Origin of the sequence: Vibrio eleionomae, from assembly GCF_009874545.1 — a bacterium.
In the GTDB taxonomy this organism is placed as follows: domain Bacteria; phylum Pseudomonadota; class Gammaproteobacteria; order Enterobacterales; family Vibrionaceae; genus Vibrio; species Vibrio nitrifigilis.
Map to the genome: position 1 here is coordinate 204,126 of NZ_WEKT01000002.1, position 20,015 is coordinate 224,140.

Sequence of the window (20,015 nt, forward strand, 5' to 3'; positions counted from 1 at the left end):
GTTAGGCGTTATCGTTATGCCCAGAAGTTCCCAGTGTCGCTTTTAGCTTATTAAGCACTTCTGTTGCGCCACCTTGCGAATTCAATAAACCCGCTAACGCAACATTACTTAAATCGCTGCTTTTCAGTTCGCTGTTCTCTAAAATATCTTTGAGATCTTGCGGTAAACTGCGACTACCATTCATATATTCCGCGACTAGCGGTTTCATCACTTCAGATTCAGTAAATTTGGTATCCATCGCTGCGGCATCAAGAATCGTACGGCGTAATTGTTCCATACCTTCACCACCAAACAGCTTGATATCGGCTTGTGAGAGTGCTTGTGACAGTGCTTTTGCGTTCTCACCTACAACCGCTTTCTGTGCGTCAATACGTGCTAGTTCAAGCTCTTTCGCTTGTTGTAGCTGCATCACCCACTTGTCATGTTCACGAGTGTGATCATCGTATTTCTGAGTAGCTTCAAAGCGTGCTGTTTGCGCTTCAGCTTCTGCAATGCCTTTCGCGCGCAGAGCTTCAGCTTCAGCTTGGCCTGTCGTTTGCAAGGTGTACGCTTGTGCTTCCCCGGTTTCACGAATCGCTTGTGCTCGTTCGCGTTCAACCGTAATTTCAGCCAAACCAGTAGCACTAATGAATTCTTTCTCAGCTTGGGCCATACGTTCTTTCGCAGCCGCTTCACGCTCTTTCGCCACATATTCAGCTTGAGCACGTTTCTCAGCAGCGATTTGTTCTGCTTCAGCTCGTTTCGCAACAACGACTTGCTCGGCTTCTGCTTCACGAGTGCGAACGGCCAAATCGTTTTCGGCAGTGCGAGTTTTCACTTGCATGTCCGCTTCATTTTCGATCAACAGACGTTCTGCTTTTTCACGAGCAGCATCTTTTTCGGCGCGCGCCGCAACCAACAGTTCTAACTGTTTTGCTTCGGCTTGAGCTTCTGCTTCAACCATTTTCACACGTTTATCACGGTTGACTTGCTCGTTAACGCGAAGGTTTTCGGACTCTTCTTCTTCTTTGGCGATCTTACGTTCAATTTCCACACGTTGAGAGCGCATTTCAGCCACAGACTTACGAGCTTCTTCGACTGTGGTTTCTTTGTGCATCTCTTTTTCCGCCACTTCTGCGGCAGTACGTACCTTTTCCGTTTCAACAGAACGTGTAAGCTCTTCTTGTTGAATCGCTACTTGACGCTGGTTTGCAATACGCGTCATTTCGACTTCCATCTCAACGCTTTCACGTCTTTTAGAGATTTCTTCCTCTGTTTCTAATTCAGCAAGTCGAGTTAATCGATTGTATTCTTCACGCTTTTCAGACGCTAACGCTTCCTCTTGCGCTTTGATGATTTCAATCTCACGCTGAGTTCTCGCGATGCTTTCTTTCTCTTGTTTATCTAACTGCAGACGGTTAGCTTCTGCTTCAACGTTTTTCTTCTTGATGGTGGTTTGTTCATCTTGGCGAATTGCGTTGGTTTCGGTATTTTTTTGCGCAGTGATCATCGAGATCTTGCGGATACCTTCCACATCGAGAATGTTATCTGGGCTATGAGCATCAAGAGACGTTTGGTCGATCTTATCAATCACCACGTCATAAATTTTAAACCCATCCATTTCACTGCCAATCACTGTAACAACCGCATCTCTAAACGCACGGCGATTAGTAAGCAGCTCTTCAAACTCAAACTGTTTCACTGCTGTTTTTAAGGCTTCAGAGAATTTAGGCTGGAAGTGCTCTTTCAAACGTTCAATATTTGAAGCTTCTTTGGCAGTGAACAATTTAGCAACACGAACAATATCTTCTTCTTCGTGGTTTACACCAATATAAAAATCCACTTTTAAATCGGCTCGAATATTATCGCGACAGTGCAGACCTTCATATTCTTCACCGTCTTTGTCCTTTTTACCGCTACGAACAACGGAGATCTTCTTACGAGTAATATCCATATATTCGTATTGGTTGATAACTGGCCAGACAAACGTACCAGTTAAAGATGCTCGAGTTCGCTCTAATCCATTGACGATCAAAGCGTCCCCTTCACCGCGTACCTTTTTATACCGTGATGTTAGGAAAAATAGGATCAACAGGAAGACGACTATTCCTGAGATTACAAATATCATACTGGGGGAAAGTACCATGCTAATTCCTCAATTATCAGCTGCTTACTGCCACGATATAACGGTTCGAGGCTTTGTCTTTAGAAACGATGATGACCTCATCGCCGTAATAAACTGGAGTGTTCTGGTCGATAATGGCATCGAGCAAAAATTCATTGCCTCGATGTTTAACCATAATCTCTCCAATATCTTGATTAATAGTGCTGCTATGCACGCGTGCTTTTAAGCCGATGTAATTCACCTCGGCGAAATTGTGTTTGCTAAATAGCGGAGTCAGGGGCTTTAGAACCCAAGCAGAAATAAATAGGGCGAGATAAGCAGTAACAGGAATACTGATAATATCTACCACAAACCATACGGTTAAATCAGAGAATCGCGCAGTCCACTCTTGGTAATAAAAAGAGAGAATGGTGGCGAAAAAAAAGCTAACAAATAAGGCAACAGCCAATGGAACTTTTGATAAAACCGGGGGAAGAAGAATTCCTGAACCAGGAATATCATCTAAATCAAACAGGTCTAAATCTGCCGTAAAGGTTTCAAACACATTGCACACCATATCAACCAACATGATGACAAAAAGAACCGTTAACGGAATGAAGAATATACTGGTAGGAAAACCCAGTAATAGAGATACAAAGTCTTGTATTTCCATAAGTTACCAATTGACGTTTATTAATAATTACGCTTGATTAAACAAGCGCTTAAAATTTATTTTTAGGTATACGAATACGAGACACGTCTATGCGTTTCTTTATGAATTCAAACCTATTCTTCTCAATTAACAAAAAGTTGAAATAGTCGTTGCTACAAAAGGCTGCTTTCATGCAGCTTATATTCTTTTGAACATCGAAAGCTATTCCGTGAATAGATACACGTTATAAGCCAAATAATTTAATATCGATTCAGTAACTTAATGCCAGAATAATGAGAAGTAACCTAGCAATGGCAGTAGGTTACAACAGAGTGTATGTGCCACGTAGTTTCCAATATACTATTTTGGGACAACTTCTCATTTTTTTATGAAATGATTTAATAATAAATTTATAAATAAATCGGTCTTTATAAAAATAAAACTCTGTATTCTAATGATCTGAAGAGACAAAATTCAAAGATTCATCTACAAGTTCAGATCAAACCCAATAACAGTAGAATGCTTATACCCTTTCAACGTTATTGGGTATAACCAATACCGTTTAATCTGATGCAAGATAGCGTAGAAGGGAGGCTCGATTAGGGTTAGATTTAAGCCATTGTTTCGTTTTTACAGCTTGGGTTGCATCGTCTTCGCCAACCATTTGCGTCAACCGTTCAATACGTCCCAATTCAGCTTTTTCAGTTCTAACGCGAGTTTGCCATTGTTGGGTGAAAATCTTTGGCAATTGGTCACCTAACGCTAATGACTTTAGCAGTTGCCATTCTCCGCCATCTAACCAAGCCTCATCACAGCTGCCACACAAATCTATACGATGAGTAGACTCTCCAGTGACAGAATATTTAGTCATTATTTTGCCACATTTGGGGCAACGTAAAGCCGTTTTAGTATCTGATTCAGCTTCTAAGCTTGCAGTAGATTCAATTTCATCTTCTAAAGCAAAACGTTCAACCCAATCACGATAGTGCAATAGAGATAACAAGCTCCCTGCGCATTGAGGGCAACCGAGCACGGGTAAACCATCCTCCAACTTGGTTGGATCTAATGTTGTATCTTTACATTTTGGACAGTACATAAAAGTTCCTTTCATCTAGCCAATATACCCAAGTAACCTAAAGATGCGGTTTCAGCGAGAATATATTCTCCCTTCATAAGCTCATTTGGGTATAACCAATTGTTGTATTTTTAAAAATCTAAAATTAAGTGCGATAGCTTAGGTTTAGATAAGTCGTATTTCCGCGTAATGTGTTTATCACCTTTCCAACTTTCAACAAAGTTTTCACTCACTAGAACCAAATGAAGTGTTAAATGGTTTCCAAAATCAAATTTGTGCTTAACTTGTCCCCACTTGCTACTGATAAGTTTCATAGCGAATGCAGTCTGCTAAAGTTAGGAGTACACTGTCCTTACTTACATCGCCTCCATTAACTAACAGGTATGGATACATTATGCTCGATATAAAAACCTTAACCGATGACCTTTCTGTTTGTGCTCAAATCGATAAAATGGATTTAAAAACGATTGCAGATAAAGGCTTTAAAACCATCATTTGCAATCGTCCAGATGGTGAAGCTGAAGAGCAACCGCTCAATGGTGAATTAGAAATGCTGGCTAACCGCTTGGGTCTTGATTTTATTCAGCAACCGGTCATTGCTGGTGCTCTAATCGATGAAGATTATCAAACCTTCGCCAAACTCATTAACGAAGCTCAGAAACCTATTCTGGCATTTTGTCGCACCGGCACCCGTTGCTCAACATTATGGGTAAATGGCACCCAAGATCTTGGCAGTGTCGATGCTCGCCTCGCCAAAGCAACTGAACTTGGTTTTAAAATTAAAACACTCTAAATATGTAATATCCCCAAGCAACCTACTTAAAAGCCATGCAGGTGCATGGCTTTATTCAAATGACAGCAATCCTTTAAACAATTAATCACATCATGCAAAGTAGGAGCAAAATAAAGCAACCAAATAAAATAGCTCCTGAGAAATAAGGCAATGTATTTTGGTAATTAAATACATGCGGCTTTATTCCTTGAATTTGCTCTTGGGAAAGCTCACTTTCCATATAACTTTTACGACAATGAGTGCATTCCATACCAATTTTCTTTGAAGTGACAAGTGATGGAATCCAGTACAAATGAAAATATCGTAAAAGTCCAAACGTAACATATTCGTTGTGTCCACAATGTTCACACATATGACTTTCTATCACAGGCCCTGACACGGTTTTACCGCGGGTACCAAAAATAATCATTATTGTTATACTCCAAAATTACTCTAGCCAACCGCTATGCGGTGATATTAGACGCAAAAATCTAATCTCATTTTATCGATAAGATCGAGTAAGCCCCTTCTTCATTAATATTCTGTATCAGTCATTTAAACCAATAAGAAATAAGAAGGTCGACAACGAATTTAAATATCGTTATTAGACAATTGCAGATGATAGCAATGAAGTGATCCCCTAAACCCTCAAAATGCGGGGTTAAGAACGAATACATTCGCGCTGCAACAGCACCTTGAGGTTAATTGGGTATATCATGTTGATTTATTTGTTAAAGTCAGCATTGTTATCGGACGAGATTCTAGCAAAACATAAGAGAGACTCTTTGCGTTTAGGAGTGCTCTTTGAATAAAGATCACAGTAGAATTTGTTATTCTCCCAGAAAGCCACCAAAGTAAGGTAAAAAAGTGGTGTAACATCCGTTATCACGTCGAATCTGACACTTTTGGATTGGCACACCATACAGTTCTGTCAGATTCTGCTCTGTTAGAATGTCACGCTTATTTCCTGTCAAACAGCGCTTATCTTTCATAATTAATAAAATATTATCGGCGATGAGCTGTGCCTGAGCAGGTTCATGAGTTGAAAATAACACACTAATATTACGCTCTTTGGCTAGTGAATAGAGCAACTCTATCACTGTCGATTGAAAAGCAAGGTCGAGAGCAGTTGTAGGCTCATCAAGAATAAGCACGTCGCATTTAGTCGCCAAAGCTCGGGCAATCAAAACCAGTTGCTGCTGACCGCCCGATAAACGGTCAAACTCATGCTCGGCAAGATATCCTATCGATAACATATCCAGAGCTTGATGCGCCATTTGAAAATCGAGGTGGCTCGGCGAAGAAAAAAGACCGATATTGTTTGCCCTCCCCATCAGCACCATATCAATAACCGAATAAGAAAATGCGCTATCAAACCGTTGGGGAACAAAGTTAATCTCCCCTGCATGTGCAACTTGCCCTTGTAACGGTTGATGGTGACCGAGCAAGGTCTTCATTAACGTGGTTTTACCCTGGCCGTTTCCGCCCAATATTGCTGTAATTTCCCCCCTGCGTAATTCCAAACTAACGGGGTCAAATAACGGACAATTAGGTTGATAACCACACACCAAATCTGTTGTTTTTAGCGTGATGTCATTCATCTTAAAACCTCACGGCGATTGAAATAGATAAGGAACATGATCAACACAGTACCAATCAATGCGGTTAAGATACCTAACGGAACTTCCCCATCAGTGAGAGTACGAGCAAGATCATCCACAACCACCATCAGTGCGGCGCCAATCGCCATTGAAGCGGGTAACAATCGTCGATGATCTGGGCCGACAAGCATTCGGCCAATATGAGGGACAACTAAACCAACCCAACCGATATTACCACTCACAGCCACTTGGCTAGCGATGATAACCGCACATAAGATCAACACAATCCAACGAGTACGATTCGAGCGGGGATCTAGCGTATTGGCATCTTCTTCTCCCATCGACAGCACATTAATACGCCAGCGCATGCCTAACAGCATCATGCTAGCAATACTCAGTGGAACAAACATGGTCACTAAACTTTGCCAATTCGCGGTGGCAACACTGCCCAATAACCAGAATACAATATTCGGTAATACTTCTTCTGTATCAGCCAGAAACTGCACTAGGCTAACTAACGCACTAAACAAACCGCTTAAGATCACGCCCGCTAGAATCAGCACAAGGCGATTTTGTTGACCAAATAATTTTGCGATCAAAAACACCAAGGCTAAAGCGAGCAAGCCAAAACTGAATGTAGAACATAACAATCCCATTTGCCCAAGGCCCAGCAGAATCGCTAACGTTCCACCAAATGCAGCCCCAGATGAAACCCCAATAATATGCGGGCTAACTAATGGATTACGAAACACCCCTTGTAGTGTTGCGCCGCAGAGAGACAATCCAGCGCCAGCCCCGAGCGCCATTAATACCCTCGGTAAGCGTACATTCCAGATAATCTGATGTTCTATAGCGCTAGGCGCATGGGAAAAATGAAATAGAGGTTGAGTTAATGCCTCAACAATTGAAGAAACACTCATTGAGTAAGTACCTACTCCCAATGAGAAAATGGCTATAACAAAAGCGCCCACAATAAGGGCACTTTGTGATAGTAGCGTTGATCGCACCATTATTGAGTAACCGCTCTCGGCGCTTTATCAAAACGAGTGTGATAAAAATGCAGGTAATAACCGTTCGCCATTTTAGACATATCGATATCTTTAAACTGAGTCGGATACAGTTTTTTCGCCATCCACATCTCACCAAGAGCCATCGCTTCAGGTGTTGGATAGCCCCAAGCTTTGGCGTATTCAGGCATAAGATATACGTGATGTTCTTTTACTGCATCGATGGCTTGCCAACGCGGATCATGATTGATTTCGTCGACAACATGAGGATAACGACTTTGAACAAAAATCACCTCAGGGTTCCATTTCATCACATTTTCAATCGATACCTGCTGATAACCTTTGATGGTTTTGGCTGCCACATTTTCTGCTCCAGCATGTTGCATCATTAAGCCCGTATATTTACCCGAACCATATGTAGTCAGATTGGGATTCGCCATATACACACGAATACGTTTGTCATCAGGAATCGCTTTCAAGTGCTCGGCCACTTTTGCTCGGTCAGCAAAGGCTGTTTTGATCAGATCTTCTGCCTGATGGTCTTTATTAACAATGTTCCCAATTAAACGAATACCTTGCTTTAACCCCTCGTTATACACTTGCTCTTCATTCGTCATTGATGCATTCATTTTGTTTGCCTGATTTTTAGCATCTTTACGTAATGAAATGGCCACTACCGGGATACCGGCATCCGTGATCTGTTGAATCATCGCAGGCGGAGCGTAGTTAGTCACAAACACAACTTGGGGGTGGATTTTCAACAAGCTTTCAATATTCACTTGCGTTAAATCACCTGGCATTGGTAATAAAGGTAATTGTGGATCAAGGCGCACCACATCTGCCCCTAAATGTTTCTTCCAGCTCGAAAGAACACCCACAATTTTATCTTTAGCATCTAACTGCATGAGTAAATCTAAAGTTTGATGTTGCAATACCACAACACGGTTTACTTGGTCAGGAACAGTCACAGTACGACCAATTTGATCAACGATAGTACGGCTAGCAAACACCGAAGAGCTAGCAGCGCACAACAATGCTGCGCAGAAAAGAGAAACAAAACGTTTATTCATAGCATTAGGTTCTAATTAAGATGGGTTGAATATATCAAAATACGCTGATAGTACTCATACTCAAGGTGTTATATCAAAAAAAAGTTTAGATGAATCAAAAATAATTTAATTACTATTTAAGGTTTGTCGAAAACACCTGCAGTGACGTTAAAAACCAGTTGATATCTTTGAATACCTGACAAGTTTAAAGAACAAAAACTGCTTTGATATTCTCTAGTTCTTATAAATAACGAGTACAACCAGCACATTATCGCTTGAACGTGAGGAGTTGAATAATATCCTCCGATAATGCTCTTCCCCTTGGAGTTGCAAGGCCAATCACTCGCTTCAATTCAATATTTCTCAGACCTCGGGTGACCACATCATCGCGCTTTTGTACCGAGTGAGACGGAACAACAGAAACACCTAAACCAGCTGCGACTAGATCCAACGCATACTCTTCGGTTTTTACTGTCGCACGAATATTGAGCCCCATCCCCTGCTTTTGAATGGCATAACGCCATGCATCATCAATGTCACAAGGTTGGCGACTAATAAATGGGACTTGGTTGAGTGCGGCTAGAGGAATAGTCTCTAATCGAGTTAATGGGTGATTAAGCGGTAATGCCAGTACATAACTATCGGTCCATAAATGCTGGAAGATTTCACTGTCGGCACATTGTGTTTTAGGAATAATACGCGCATCTGCTGGTTCATCGATATCCACCAGCGTGAGATCGAGGTCATTCACTGACTCAAGCAACATCTTTACCAATTCACTGACACGCTCACTACCAAGAAACGGGCTAAGTGCCAGCCTTAACTGGCGCTTTGGCGCAGCTAAACTAATCAGTGATTTTAACTCCCCCACCCCAAAAAGTAGCTCTTTTGCTTTGGGGTAGAGCTGCATCCCTTCAGGGGTGGGGCTCACACCTTTCGTATGTCGCACGAATAGCTGGCAACCTAATTCGCTCTCCAACTGAGCGACAGCAGACGAAATAGAGGGTTGGGAAATAAAGCAACGTTTCGAAGCCGCACTAAAACTTAACTCTTCAAACACTGCAACAAAATATTTTAATGATCGGAACATCCGTGCTCCATAAATAACTGTTGATGACAGAAGCTTCTACCATACCTGAAAAGTTGATATAGACAAAAGCTATACCCGTTCTAGATATTCCATATTTTACCTATATCTAGCTGAGCCTTAGGATGAATTTATGATTACTACAGATTAAATAAGGATGTTGTTATGACCATGGAATTTATGGATGAACTTGGATTAAGTGCATTTATTTGTGGAGAATATTATCCCTCAATCGTCAGCGGAGCGAAAACGCTACTTGGTCAGGGAGCTCAGCATGACTGCACCAGCCCAATAGATGGAACCAAAACGGCTCGATTTCAGCTTGCGACACCGGAGCAGTTAAATGCTCAAACCGAACGTGCTTGCGCTGCATTCAAAATATGGCGCAACACGCCAGCACCAGTTCGTGGTCAATTTGTACGCCGCATTGGAGAATTGGCGCGCCAATACAAAACTCAACTGGCTCAGGTCATTACCTTAGAGGCAGGGAAGATTCTTCCCGAAGCGCTGGGCGAAGTACAAGAATGGATCGACGTCTGTGATTTTGCCGTCGGCCTATCACGTCAATTACACGGTTTAACTATTGCCAGCGAACGTCCAGGGCATCGTATGATGGAACAGTGGCATCCACTTGGTCCTGTCGCCGTTATCTCTGCTTATAACTTTCCAATGGCAGTGTGGTCATGGAATGCTATGCTAGGGCTCGTCTGCGGTGATACCATAGTATGGAAACCCTCGGAAAAGTCGCCACTTTGCGCCCTCGCAATTCAAACCATTGTTAATCGTGCCCTTGATGAAATGCCAGATGTTCCAAAAGACATTGTCAGTGTCATTATTGGAGGTGGGGAAATAGGCAAAGCAATGAGCCAAGACCAACGCTATCCTTTAGTCTCAGCAACCGGTTCAACTCGCATGGGTAAGAGTGTTGGTGAAGCGGTTGGCGCTCGATTAGGTCGTTCGCTTCTTGAGCTTGGTGGAAACAATGCCATGATCATATCTGAACACGCCGATCTGGATCTCGCATTACGCGCTATCGTCTTTGCTGCCGTAGGCACCGCAGGTCAACGTTGTACTTCCTTACGTCGCGTCATCGTGCATCACTCTGTGAAACAAGCACTGTGTGAAAAATTAGTTCAAGCGTATCAATCTTTGCGTATTGGCGATCCTCGTAGCGAGCATATTTTAGTAGGCCCACTTATTGATGAAATGAGTTACGCCACCATGCAAGCCGCATTAACAGACGCCAAACAGCAAGGCGGTACCGTCTTAATTGGTGGTGAGCGTGTGACTGAAAAGGTTCCTGAAGGCGGATTTTATGTCACACCAAGTATTGTCGACATCGCGGCTAATGCAGCTATCGTGCAGCAAGAAACCTTTGCCCCTATTCTGTATGTGATGAGTTACGAAAATATCGAACAAGCGATTGATATACAAAATGATGTCCCCCAAGGACTCTCTTCTGCCATCTTTACCGAAAACCTGAAAGAAGCCGAGTTATTTCTATCACCTTCAGGTTCAGATTGCGGTTTAGCCAATGTCAACATTGGTACTTCAGGTGCAGAAATAGGCGGTGCATTCGGTGGCGAAAAAGAAACCGGTGGCGGCAGAGAGTCAGGATCTGATGCGTGGAAAAATTATATGCGTCGCTCAACCAATACCATCAATTATGGCGGAGAACTACCGCTGGCTCAGGGCATTGTTTTCGAATAATGTATTTTGATATATCCAAATGAGATTCGGCGCTCCATCACGCCGAATCTTATTTTGCCCCTACAAGCGCGGGCGAGTTAAAGTGGGATCAAACGGATTGATCGTAGCGCTAAGCTTTTGTGCTTCTTGCTTCATTAATTCAACAATAATAGGTAATCGATCCGCTTTAAGACGTGCAGCCAAGGTACCAATGCTCAGGGCGGCAACAATTCGACCGTTACAATCAAATACGGGGACCGCTATCCCTGCCATACCTTCAATTAATCCGCTGTTTTTTGCACAAAACCCTTGGGCTTTTACTTTTTGTATTTCCGAACGAATCTCTACTTCATCATACGCGTTATAGTCTTTGTAGCGTCCTAAGTTGTGCTGCAATATTTCTTCCTGCTCAGAGTGTTCCAAGAAAGCCAAGATAGCCATGGAACCTTGACCAACACCTAATGCGACTCGGCCTCCAACATCCCCAGTAAAGGTTTGAATAGGGAAAGGACCTTCAAATCGATCAAGGCAAATGGCATCATATCCATTGCGTACCAAAAGAAATATCGTGTCATTAAGCCTTGCACCTAGCCTTAGTAATACGGGTTTAGCCAACTCTCTTAATCCCTCGGACAACCCAGCATTTGCCGCAATAGAAAAAAACTCCAAGCCCAGTGAATAGCGTTTATCCGCTTTTTGAATCACCACCCTTTCATCAACCAGCGATTTTAAGATTCGATGCACAGAAGCGGGTGTCATCTCTGTTTCAGCCACAATATCAGTAATTCTCATCCCTGTTTCATTGTGATTCGCGAGTAAACGGATCACTTTAAATAAACGTGCAGTACTACTTAACGATTCCAAACTACCTCCTTGTAACACCAACACGTCTCATAGCATTGAACACTTATCGTTCAGTATTGGTGCATTTCATTTCATATTTGTGCATTCCTGTACATTCTAGCCTGAACCATAAGTGGTGCAAAACTGCGCAACGAAATATAAATAATAATATTTATAAAATAATTCCGTTAAACGGAAAAAATATGTAAATAATTCCTTTCAGTGGAATAAATGGCAGTGCGTGGCATAGATAGTGCAACTTTCTGATAACAAGGAAACGTATACGAACATGCTCAACAACGATACATGTTCCTGAATGGAGGCACTGTTATGGCTTTTTTGTCACTATCCAATCTGTGTAAGAATTACGGCGGTCGACAAGTAATAAAAAATATCAATCTGTCGATTGAACAAGGCGAATTCATTTCACTGCTTGGCCCTTCTGGATGTGGGAAAACCACAACATTACAAATGATTGCAGGTTTTGTGGACGTTACTCATGGCGCCATCATGCTGAAAGATCGCAATATCACTCAAGTTCCACCGAATGAACGAGGCTTAGGCATAGTATTTCAATCCTATGCGCTATTTCCACATATGACGGTGGCGGAAAATGTGATGTTCGGTTTGCAAATGCGCAAAGTAGAATCCACCGAAAAAATTCAACGCACCGAAAAAATTCTTAAACACGTCCATCTTGACCAATACAAAGACCGCTACCCACGCCACCTTTCAGGGGGTCAAAGACAGCGAGTTGCGTTAGCGCGTGCTCTGGTTATTAACCCAGATATTTTGCTGCTTGATGAACTGCGTCGCATCCAATCATCGTTTGGTACCACCACGCTAATGGTGACTCACGACCAAAACGAGGCCATGTCTATTAGTGATCGGGTCGTGGTGATGCAAGATGGCGTCATCGTGCAAACAGATACACCACAACAGCTGTATCAATATCCGAAAAATACTTTTGTGTCTTCGTTCGTGGGTCATTCAAATCTTATAAAAAGCACCATTACTCAAGTAACGCCAACCTGTACGACTCTCACACTAGCCAATCAGTTTAAGATTGAATTACAAAGAAAATTTCATTTTGTCGCCAATTCAATGGTGATTCTGAGTTTACGCCCCGAATCTCTTGTTATTGTGCCCCAAGGTCAAGGACGACTTGGTGGAGTGCTAACTGAGCAATTTTTCATGGGCAGTCACTGGGTATATCTCATCGATACTCCAGTCGGTCGATTAGAGGTGATGTCATCACACAATACACCAAATGCACTCAAGATAGGCGCGCCGATAGACCTCAATTGGGCCGATAATGATTGTCGCCTGCTACCCACTTCAGAGCGCAATCATGAAGAGGTCGCAGCATGATGGCAGATGATGTTTTAGCTCCAGAAACACAGCGCTCAATACGTCCCAAATCCCCCCACATTGCACCTTGGTTTATGTGCAGCATTGGTACCATGATTTTTCTCATCATGATCATTACGCCGCTTGCTATCACCATTATGCTGTCTTTTAACCGTTATGACCCAGACCTAGGTGCTATTGCAGGAACATTTACCCTCGATAACTTTACCGGCATTTTTGCAGACCCATGGTATTGGGAAATCTTTGGTCGCACCATTTGGGTTAGCTTTTTAGTGACTCTGTTGTGCGCCATGATAGCGATTCCTGAAGCGATGATTCTTAACCGTATGGCAAGAGGATGGCGCTCAATCATGTTAGTGGTGATCCTTTCTCCACTGCTGATTTCGGTGGTCATCCGCTCATTTGGCTGGAGTTTATTATTAGCAGACAATGGCTTGATTAACCGCTGTTTAGAATTTTTTGGCATTCCCGCCGTCACCATGCTCTATCAACAAACCGCTGTCATTATTGCACTTGTGCACGTGATGATGCCGTTCATGTTAATTCCGCTTTGGACCACCATTCAAAAAATGGATCCCGAAGTTGAAAACGCAGCGCTCTCTTTGAACGCCAGCCGCTGGAGTACCTTCTATAAAGTGCTATTGCCCCAAATGACTCCAGGCATTCTCTCCGGATCTCTGATTGTATTTGCATTAAGTGCAAGTTCATTTGTTATCCCAGGCATCTTAGGTGGTCGTCGGTTTAAAGTCGTTGCCACCCTGATATACGACCAGTATTTGCGGGAGCTTAACTGGCCAACAGGCGCGGCATTAGCCTTGATATTATTACTGGCGAATATGCTGATCATCGTGAATTTCAACCGTCTATTACAACGCCGTTATAAACGTAAATTGGAGGATTAACGATGAGCAAAAATGGTCCTATTTCACTTATATTCCATTGCTTGGTCGTCACCTTTATGTTGGCACCTCTCGTTGTGGTTTGCTTAGTAGCCTTTACCCCCGAACCAACATTGAGTTTACCAACGACTCACTGGTCATTACGTTGGTTTTATACCCTACTCGAACACGACGAATTCATCAGTTCATTTTGGCTCAGCTTGGGATTAGCGGCAGGTTCTGCCACACTATCTTGTTTAATCGCGATTCCCGCTGGATTAGCCCTGATTCGCTACGAATTTCCGGGGAAGAAAACCATTAGCGCCTTGCTGTTTTCACCTCTGCTGATTCCACACCTCGTTCTTGGTGTGGCGTTAATGCGCATGTTTACCTTAATGGGAGTAAATGGTTCGATATTTTGGCTGCTACTCGCTCATATCGTCGTCGTTACCCCCTATGTATTGCGCCTTATTTTTACTGCCTTGATGGGTTTTGATCGCGCGACAGAGCAAGCGGCGCAATCACTGGGAGCCAACAAACTTACCGTATTTTTCAAAGTCACCCTGCCAATCATTCTACCGGGCATTGCCGGAGGCTGGGCACTCGCGTTTATCAATAGCTTTGATGAAGTGACCATGTCGGTATTTGTGACATCCCCGTCAACCATCACGCTACCGGTACGCATGTATATGTACACCACAGAATCTATCGACCCAATGATTGCGGCCGTCTCTACGGTGATGATTTTAATCACTGCCGTTCTTATGTTTGTTATTGATCGCTTCTACGGATTGGATCGCCTGCTAATAGGAAAAAATTAAGAGGTACTTATGGACAAACCGCATTGGCATGAGGAAGGAAATACTATCATCATGCATCGAGTCCAAGAGCTAGATCGGACTCCCATTGTTTTTTCATTTGACGGTCAAGACATCACCGGTTTTGAAGGTGATTCGATTCTTATCGCCATTTTGACTCGCTTCCCTTACCTACGAAAAAACGAATTTAGCCACCAGCCAAGAAGCGGCTTCTGTTTAATGGGGGCGTGTCAAGAATGTTGGGTGTGGGATCAACAAGGAGAACGTATTCGTTCTTGTTCAACGCCGTTGCAAGCGGGGATGGAACTCTTCTCGACATCGCCTGTTATTCAAGGAGAACCTGCTCATGAATCATAATGTGGTGATCCTTGGATCGGGTCCTGCAGGAATGTCAGCCGCTAAGGCCTTAGTTGCTCAAGGTATTCATCCCACCGTCATAGACGAAAATGGCAAATCGGGTGGGCAAATCTATCGCCAGCAACCCGATAACTTTACACGCACCAAAAAACAGTTGTATGGCTTTGACGCAAAAGAAGCAGAGCAAACACTGGATGAATGGCAAGCAATTCAACCTCACGTCACCTATTTACCTCACCACCTAGTGTGGAACGCCGCTGGCAATACGCTATATCTGTTTGACCAACAACGCCCAAAATACAAAGAACTCCATTGGGATTCATTGATTATTGCTAACGGTGCGACTGACCGTATTTTGCCTTTTTCTGGCTGGACACTCCCCGGTATTTACACACTCGGTGCAGCGCAGATTGCACTCAAAAATCAGGGGTGCGTAATCGGCAGTGAGATCGTACTTGCTGGTAATGGTCCATTACTCTATTTACTGGCTTGGCAATATCTCAAAGCTGGTGCAAACCTTAAAGCCATCCTCGACTATTCCGGTTTTATGGATCAATGCAAAGCGACAACCAAACTGCTGCACGCGCCTAAAGTCGTGTACAAAGGCGTCTATTTTCTCACTGAACTGAAACGTGCAGGGGTAAAAATCGTCTATAACGCGCGCCTAGATTCTGCTAATGGCGATAAAAAAGTGACTGGAATTCATTGGCATAAAGAGGGAGAAAGCAAAGCAAGCCATTATATCGAATGTGATTCAATCGCCTTTGGGTATGGGCTGCGTTCTGAAACCCAAATACCTGACTTATTGGGCTGCGAGTTCTACTACCATGAGCAATATCGCGATTGGCTACCCAAATTAGATAACCAACAAACCACAGTCCCCGGACTGTATCTCGCCGGCGATGGCAGTGGCATTGCTGGCGTCTATGCCGCCAAACTCAGCGGTGAAAAAGCCGCAAATCAAATCCTAAGCTCCCTTAACTTGCCCGTTTCTGAGCATGCATCGTCAGCCATCGATAAACGCTTGGGGCACTACACCACGTTTTCGTATGGCTTAACAAAAGCTTTTCCTTTTCCTACGACATGGGCAGCCAACGTCTCAGACGATACCGTCATCTGCCGCTGTGAAAATGTGACTGCCGGAGATATTCGTGCCACGGTGCACAATAAAGGCGCTGAAGAGATGAATCAGTTAAAAGCACATTGCCGCAGCGGTATGGGACGTTGTCAGGGACGAGTCTGCAGCACAGCGATTCATGAATTATTAGCCTATGAAACCAATAAACCCATCGATGCTGTCGGGCGAATTCGTTCACAAAGCCCATTAAAACCTATCCCTATTATTGTTGAAGAGGAGCTGGCCGATGAACACCATTAAGTCAGATGTTATCGTCATTGGTGGTGGTATTGTAGGTTCATCCGCCACGCTTTTTATGAGCCAAAAGGGGCTTAACGTTACGTTAATTGAGCGTGATGTGTGTGGCAGTCGTTCAAGTGGGGTTAACTTTGGTGGCGTACGTTGCCAAGGGCGCCCGGTCTCGCATCTTCCCCTAGCGATTCGTGCGCGTGATATCTGGCGCGATGCAGACAATGTCATTGGCGGCAAGTTCGAATATACAGTGACCGGACATCTTAAAATTGCCCGTAACGAAGAAGAACTGACCATTCTTAATGACTACTATGCTGATTCGCAAGGCATGGGACTTGATCTACAAATGTTATCTGGCGATGAAATCCGCCGTCGCTACCCGTGGTTTAGTGGCCGAGTTCTTGGTGGTTCACTCTCTCCGCATGATGGCCAAGCAAACCCTCGTATTGTAAGCCCAGCATTTGCTGCAGCAGCACGCCGAGCAGGCGCGCGAGTGTGTGAACGTGAGCCAGTACAAACAGTAGAAAAGCTTGCAACCGGTTATCGCGTTACGACCAAAGAAGGCATCTACGAAGCCGAACAGTTGGTTATCGGCGCCGGTGCGTGGAGTAACAACATCGCGACACAACTGGGGGAATCGTTTCCATTAACGCACGGCTTTCCTGCGATGGCTGTCACGGAGCCTATCCCTTATTTTCTCCATCCATGTTTAGGTGTGCAGGGAGGCGACATATACATCCGCCAAGTGACTCGCGGTAATGTGGTATTTGGCGGCGGAACTGGCGTTGCCGTCAGTGATTCCTCTTCGCGCGCCACCAGCAATAATCTCATGGCCCTTATGGCCCGTCTTTTGGAATTAGTTCCATCGATGAAAAACACCCAAATTTTACGGACTTGGTCGGGTATGGAAGGATTCTTACCCGAAAACACCCCAGTGATCGACAAGAGCTTAAATCACTCAGGCCTTTACTACGGGTTTGGCTTTTCCGGTGGCGGTTTTGAAATCGGCCCAGGCGCAGGAGCTGCGCTGGCCGATCTCGTTGCTCATGGTAGCACCACAACTGATCTTACCCCTTTTAGTATGTCTCGATTCGCATGATCCGACTGCTAGACAATTAATCAAGGAGAAACACATGAAAAAATGGACTTATCAATCACTCTCAGGTCGTCAATCTCTTATTGCAACATTCGTGACTGGCGCACTACTCGCTGGTGCAGCAATGCCCGCCGCAGCTGAAACCACACTGTATGTTGGGATGAACGGTGGCACTATGCAGAAAATGTATGAGCAGTATGTCTTCCCTCCTTTTGAAAAAGCTAATAACGTCAAAATCATGGTGATTCCGGGCACCTCTTCAGATGTATTGGCAAAAGTTCGTGCCAGTAAAGAAAACCCACAAATGAATCTGATGTTTCTTGATGATGGTTTAATGTATCGCGCCATCAAAATGGGCCTTTGTACACAAACCCATTTGGATCAAGATATTGACCAACAAATTTATAAATCGGCTCACATCAAAGGTGATATGGCGACAGCCGTGAGTATTGGCTTAACCGGAATTGGTTATAACACGAAGATGTTTAAAGAAAACGGCTGGGCAGCCCCTACCTCATGGAACGATCTAGCTGATCCAAAATATAAAGGTAAGTTGATTTTCCAATCGCTTCCTTCTTCTACCTTTGGTTTACACGCGTTCTTGATGTTTAACCGTCTGCACAATGGTACAGAAGATAATGTGAATCCAGGCTTTAAAGCATGGCCAGATACAGTGGGTAAAGATGTAAAAGTCTATATTGCTGGTTCGTCAAAACTATCTGAAATGGTACAAACCAATGAAGCCGGTATATTCCCAATAACACCAACCTTAGTCTCTGCATGGAAGGCAAAAGGAGTCGATGTGGCGTATGCCAATCCAAAAGAAGGCTCAGTCACACTTTTCTATACTCAATGTGTTGTGAATAATAGTAAAAACCAAGAGCTAACCCAAAAACTGACTAACTGGGTATTATCAGAAAAAGCCCAAGCACTAGCACTAAAACATGCGGCTTATATACCCGTTAACTCCAAAGTTAAAGGCACCGGGATTGAAAAACAGGAACTAGAAAAGAGTGCGGAATATATGAAAACAGCGGTGACGTTAGATTGGGATAAGATCAACCATAACCGTCCAACATGGAACAAACGTTGGAACCGCGAAGTCGAATAAATATGTAGTCTGATTCAGTGTGAAAAGGCCGCTAAATACGCAGCGGCCTTATTTTGTTTGAATAGCTTGCTTAATATATGTTTAGAGAACATCTCTGAGATACTTGTCTCAAAGCCCTAATCACCAAACGTTTATGGCTAAAGGACGCTTTAGAAAAGATGTTGAATAATCCTAATGAAACAACCAACGCTCCTCCGGAACATAAAGGGTAACTCTTCACATAGTTTTTTGCTTCAGATTGTAAACAGCATATCGAAGAATGAACATTTTGAGCTAATATTTTGCCTTTCGAACGATGAGCTTTAATCATCTTAATCTTCTTTTTGAGTAAAAACATCTATGCCTTCTTTTATTTGTTCTCTGGTTCTTTTTAGCGAAACAAATCTATTAAGATAGTGTTGATAAAACATTAATATGATTAAAATTATGGCTAAAGCCCCCACAAAACTAACACTACCTAATATTATTGAGCTAGTTATTTCAAAGGTAACAACGGCAATCAGTATGCATAGTGACAGAAAAAAAATTAGCATTAGGAAAAGCAATAATACCGATACAATCACTTTTCTTTTTAACGCTATGACACTCATATCTAACTCAAGAAAAAAAAGTTTGATAGTATTATCACCCCACTCTTGCGAGTATGCTGCAATATCTCGCAAACGCGCGACAAGCCCTAGTAGCTCAGTTATTGGCTGCTTTGGTTGTTGATGAGCTTTTTGTGATGGGCCACCTTGCTCGGTGGCCTCTCTCTCTTTTCTTTGATTAGACATAGAATTGGCTACTATTTTAATAACTTAGCTAGCACTACACCGGCTACAAAAGCACACCCTATACTAACGAATGGTTTATCTTTCACCATATTTTCCGCACTACCGGAAACTGAGTTCAATGCCTTTTTACTCGATTCGACATTCTTCTTCGTCTCTTCTTTTATGGTTTCTGCTGCTTCTTTGGTTAATTCTTCAGCTTTAGTACGTACATCGTCAATTTTTTCTCCAGTAGTCGTATGTTGCATTTTTTCGTTAGCCATATTTCCCTCCGGAATTTATTTATATTTTGATACTTTAGATATCGATATTATTCAAGCGATTTTCATGCCAACTCATTCAAGGCCAGAGAAACTAGAAAATAAACATTAGCATCTATATAAATAT

Annotated in this window: 20 protein-coding genes; 9 read left to right on the top strand and 11 right to left on the bottom strand. The window is 43.1% G+C overall.

Going from position 1 to position 20,015, the window contains the following annotated elements; genetic code table 11:
• Nucleotide 1: 1 nt before the first annotated feature.
• From F9817_RS02140 to F9817_RS02150, 3 genes are all read right to left on the bottom strand, one after another.
• Complete coding sequence (locus tag F9817_RS02140) at nucleotides 2-2,125, bottom strand: peptidase (RefSeq protein WP_161153313.1); 2,124 nt, start codon at nucleotides 2,123-2,125, stop codon at nucleotides 2-4.
• Nucleotides 2,126-2,141: 16 nt separating this feature from the next.
• Complete coding sequence (locus tag F9817_RS02145) at nucleotides 2,142-2,756, bottom strand: DUF1449 domain-containing protein (RefSeq protein WP_161153314.1); 615 nt, start codon at nucleotides 2,754-2,756, stop codon at nucleotides 2,142-2,144.
• A 541-nt stretch (nucleotides 2,757-3,297) separates the two neighbouring features.
• Nucleotides 3,298-3,831, bottom strand: a complete 534-nt coding sequence (locus tag F9817_RS02150) for a zf-TFIIB domain-containing protein (protein ID WP_161153315.1) — start codon at nucleotides 3,829-3,831, stop codon at nucleotides 3,298-3,300.
• Between the two features lie 373 nt (nucleotides 3,832-4,204).
• Here F9817_RS02150 and F9817_RS02155 point away from each other — a divergent pair, with 373 nt between their 5' ends.
• Nucleotides 4,205-4,603, top strand: coding sequence for a protein tyrosine phosphatase family protein (locus tag F9817_RS02155; protein WP_161153316.1), 399 nt, complete (start codon nucleotides 4,205-4,207; stop codon nucleotides 4,601-4,603).
• An 85-nt stretch (nucleotides 4,604-4,688) separates the two neighbouring features.
• Here F9817_RS02155 and F9817_RS02160 read toward each other — a convergent pair whose 3' ends face one another.
• The 5 genes from F9817_RS02160 to F9817_RS02180 form a co-directional block, all read right to left on the bottom strand.
• Nucleotides 4,689-5,012, bottom strand: a complete 324-nt coding sequence (locus F9817_RS02160; RefSeq protein WP_161153317.1) for a hypothetical protein — start codon at nucleotides 5,010-5,012, stop codon at nucleotides 4,689-4,691.
• 400 nt (nucleotides 5,013-5,412) lie between these two features.
• Nucleotides 5,413-6,183, bottom strand: coding sequence for an ABC transporter ATP-binding protein (locus F9817_RS02165; RefSeq protein ID WP_161153318.1), 771 nt, complete (start codon nucleotides 6,181-6,183; stop codon nucleotides 5,413-5,415).
• Nucleotides 6,180-7,193, bottom strand: coding sequence for a FecCD family ABC transporter permease (locus tag F9817_RS02170; RefSeq protein WP_161153319.1), 1,014 nt, complete (start codon nucleotides 7,191-7,193; stop codon nucleotides 6,180-6,182). Before F9817_RS02170 ends, F9817_RS02165 begins: the two co-directional genes overlap by 4 nt.
• Nucleotides 7,193-8,260, bottom strand: a complete 1,068-nt coding sequence (locus F9817_RS02175) for an ABC transporter substrate-binding protein (RefSeq protein ID WP_161153320.1) — start codon at nucleotides 8,258-8,260, stop codon at nucleotides 7,193-7,195. The genes F9817_RS02170 and F9817_RS02175 overlap by 1 nt, the downstream gene beginning before the upstream one ends.
• A 247-nt stretch (nucleotides 8,261-8,507) precedes the next feature.
• Entirely contained in the window at nucleotides 8,508-9,329 is an 822-nt protein-coding gene (locus F9817_RS02180; protein WP_161153321.1) for a LysR family transcriptional regulator, read from the bottom strand.
• A 162-nt stretch (nucleotides 9,330-9,491) separates the two neighbouring features.
• On the opposite strand from F9817_RS02180, the gene amaB reads away from it, so the two are divergent.
• Nucleotides 9,492-11,036 carry an L-piperidine-6-carboxylate dehydrogenase gene (amaB, locus tag F9817_RS02185; RefSeq protein WP_161153322.1) on the top strand — a complete coding sequence of 515 codons (1,545 nt, stop codon included), beginning with the start codon at nucleotides 9,492-9,494 and terminating at the stop codon, nucleotides 11,034-11,036.
• Between the two features lie 60 nt (nucleotides 11,037-11,096).
• Here the strand turns inward: amaB and F9817_RS02190 are convergent, their stop codons facing one another.
• Nucleotides 11,097-11,879 (bottom strand): IclR family transcriptional regulator, encoded by a 783-nt coding sequence (locus F9817_RS02190; protein ID WP_202436311.1) that lies wholly within the window; start codon nucleotides 11,877-11,879, stop codon nucleotides 11,097-11,099.
• Nucleotides 11,880-12,188: 309 nt separating this feature from the next.
• On the opposite strand from F9817_RS02190, the gene F9817_RS02195 reads away from it, so the two are divergent.
• The 7 genes from F9817_RS02195 to F9817_RS02225 are packed head-to-tail and all read left to right on the top strand — an operon-like array spanning nucleotide 12,189 to nucleotide 18,858.
• Complete coding sequence (locus F9817_RS02195) at nucleotides 12,189-13,229, top strand: ABC transporter ATP-binding protein (protein WP_161153323.1); 1,041 nt, start codon at nucleotides 12,189-12,191, stop codon at nucleotides 13,227-13,229.
• On the top strand, nucleotides 13,226-14,131 hold the full coding sequence (locus F9817_RS02200; protein ID WP_202436312.1) for an ABC transporter permease: 906 nt from the start codon (nucleotides 13,226-13,228) through the stop codon (nucleotides 14,129-14,131). Before F9817_RS02195 ends, F9817_RS02200 begins: the two co-directional genes overlap by 4 nt.
• Nucleotides 14,132-14,133: 2 nt before the next feature.
• The gene (locus tag F9817_RS02205) at nucleotides 14,134-14,928 is read left to right on the top strand and encodes an ABC transporter permease (RefSeq protein WP_161153324.1); all 795 of its coding nucleotides are present in this window, start codon (nucleotides 14,134-14,136) and stop codon (nucleotides 14,926-14,928) included.
• Between the two features lie 9 nt (nucleotides 14,929-14,937).
• Nucleotides 14,938-15,282, top strand: a complete 345-nt coding sequence (locus F9817_RS02210) for a (2Fe-2S)-binding protein (protein WP_161153325.1) — start codon at nucleotides 14,938-14,940, stop codon at nucleotides 15,280-15,282.
• Nucleotides 15,272-16,660 (top strand): FAD/NAD(P)-dependent oxidoreductase, encoded by a 1,389-nt coding sequence (locus tag F9817_RS02215; protein WP_161153326.1) that lies wholly within the window; start codon nucleotides 15,272-15,274, stop codon nucleotides 16,658-16,660. The genes F9817_RS02210 and F9817_RS02215 overlap by 11 nt, the downstream gene beginning before the upstream one ends.
• Entirely contained in the window at nucleotides 16,647-17,750 is a 1,104-nt protein-coding gene (locus F9817_RS02220; RefSeq protein ID WP_161153327.1) for an NAD(P)/FAD-dependent oxidoreductase, read from the top strand. Before F9817_RS02215 ends, F9817_RS02220 begins: the two co-directional genes overlap by 14 nt.
• A gap of 34 nt (nucleotides 17,751-17,784) precedes the next feature.
• Nucleotides 17,785-18,858, top strand: a complete 1,074-nt coding sequence (locus F9817_RS02225; RefSeq protein WP_161153328.1) for an ABC transporter substrate-binding protein — start codon at nucleotides 17,785-17,787, stop codon at nucleotides 18,856-18,858.
• A gap of 311 nt (nucleotides 18,859-19,169) precedes the next feature.
• Here the strand turns inward: F9817_RS02225 and F9817_RS02230 are convergent, their stop codons facing one another.
• On the bottom strand, nucleotides 19,170-19,631 hold the full coding sequence (locus F9817_RS02230) for a hypothetical protein (RefSeq protein ID WP_161153329.1): 462 nt from the start codon (nucleotides 19,629-19,631) through the stop codon (nucleotides 19,170-19,172).
• Between the two features lie 11 nt (nucleotides 19,632-19,642).
• Nucleotides 19,643-19,891, bottom strand: coding sequence for a hypothetical protein (locus F9817_RS02235; protein ID WP_161153330.1), 249 nt, complete (start codon nucleotides 19,889-19,891; stop codon nucleotides 19,643-19,645).
• Nucleotides 19,892-20,015: the final 124 nt, after the last annotated feature.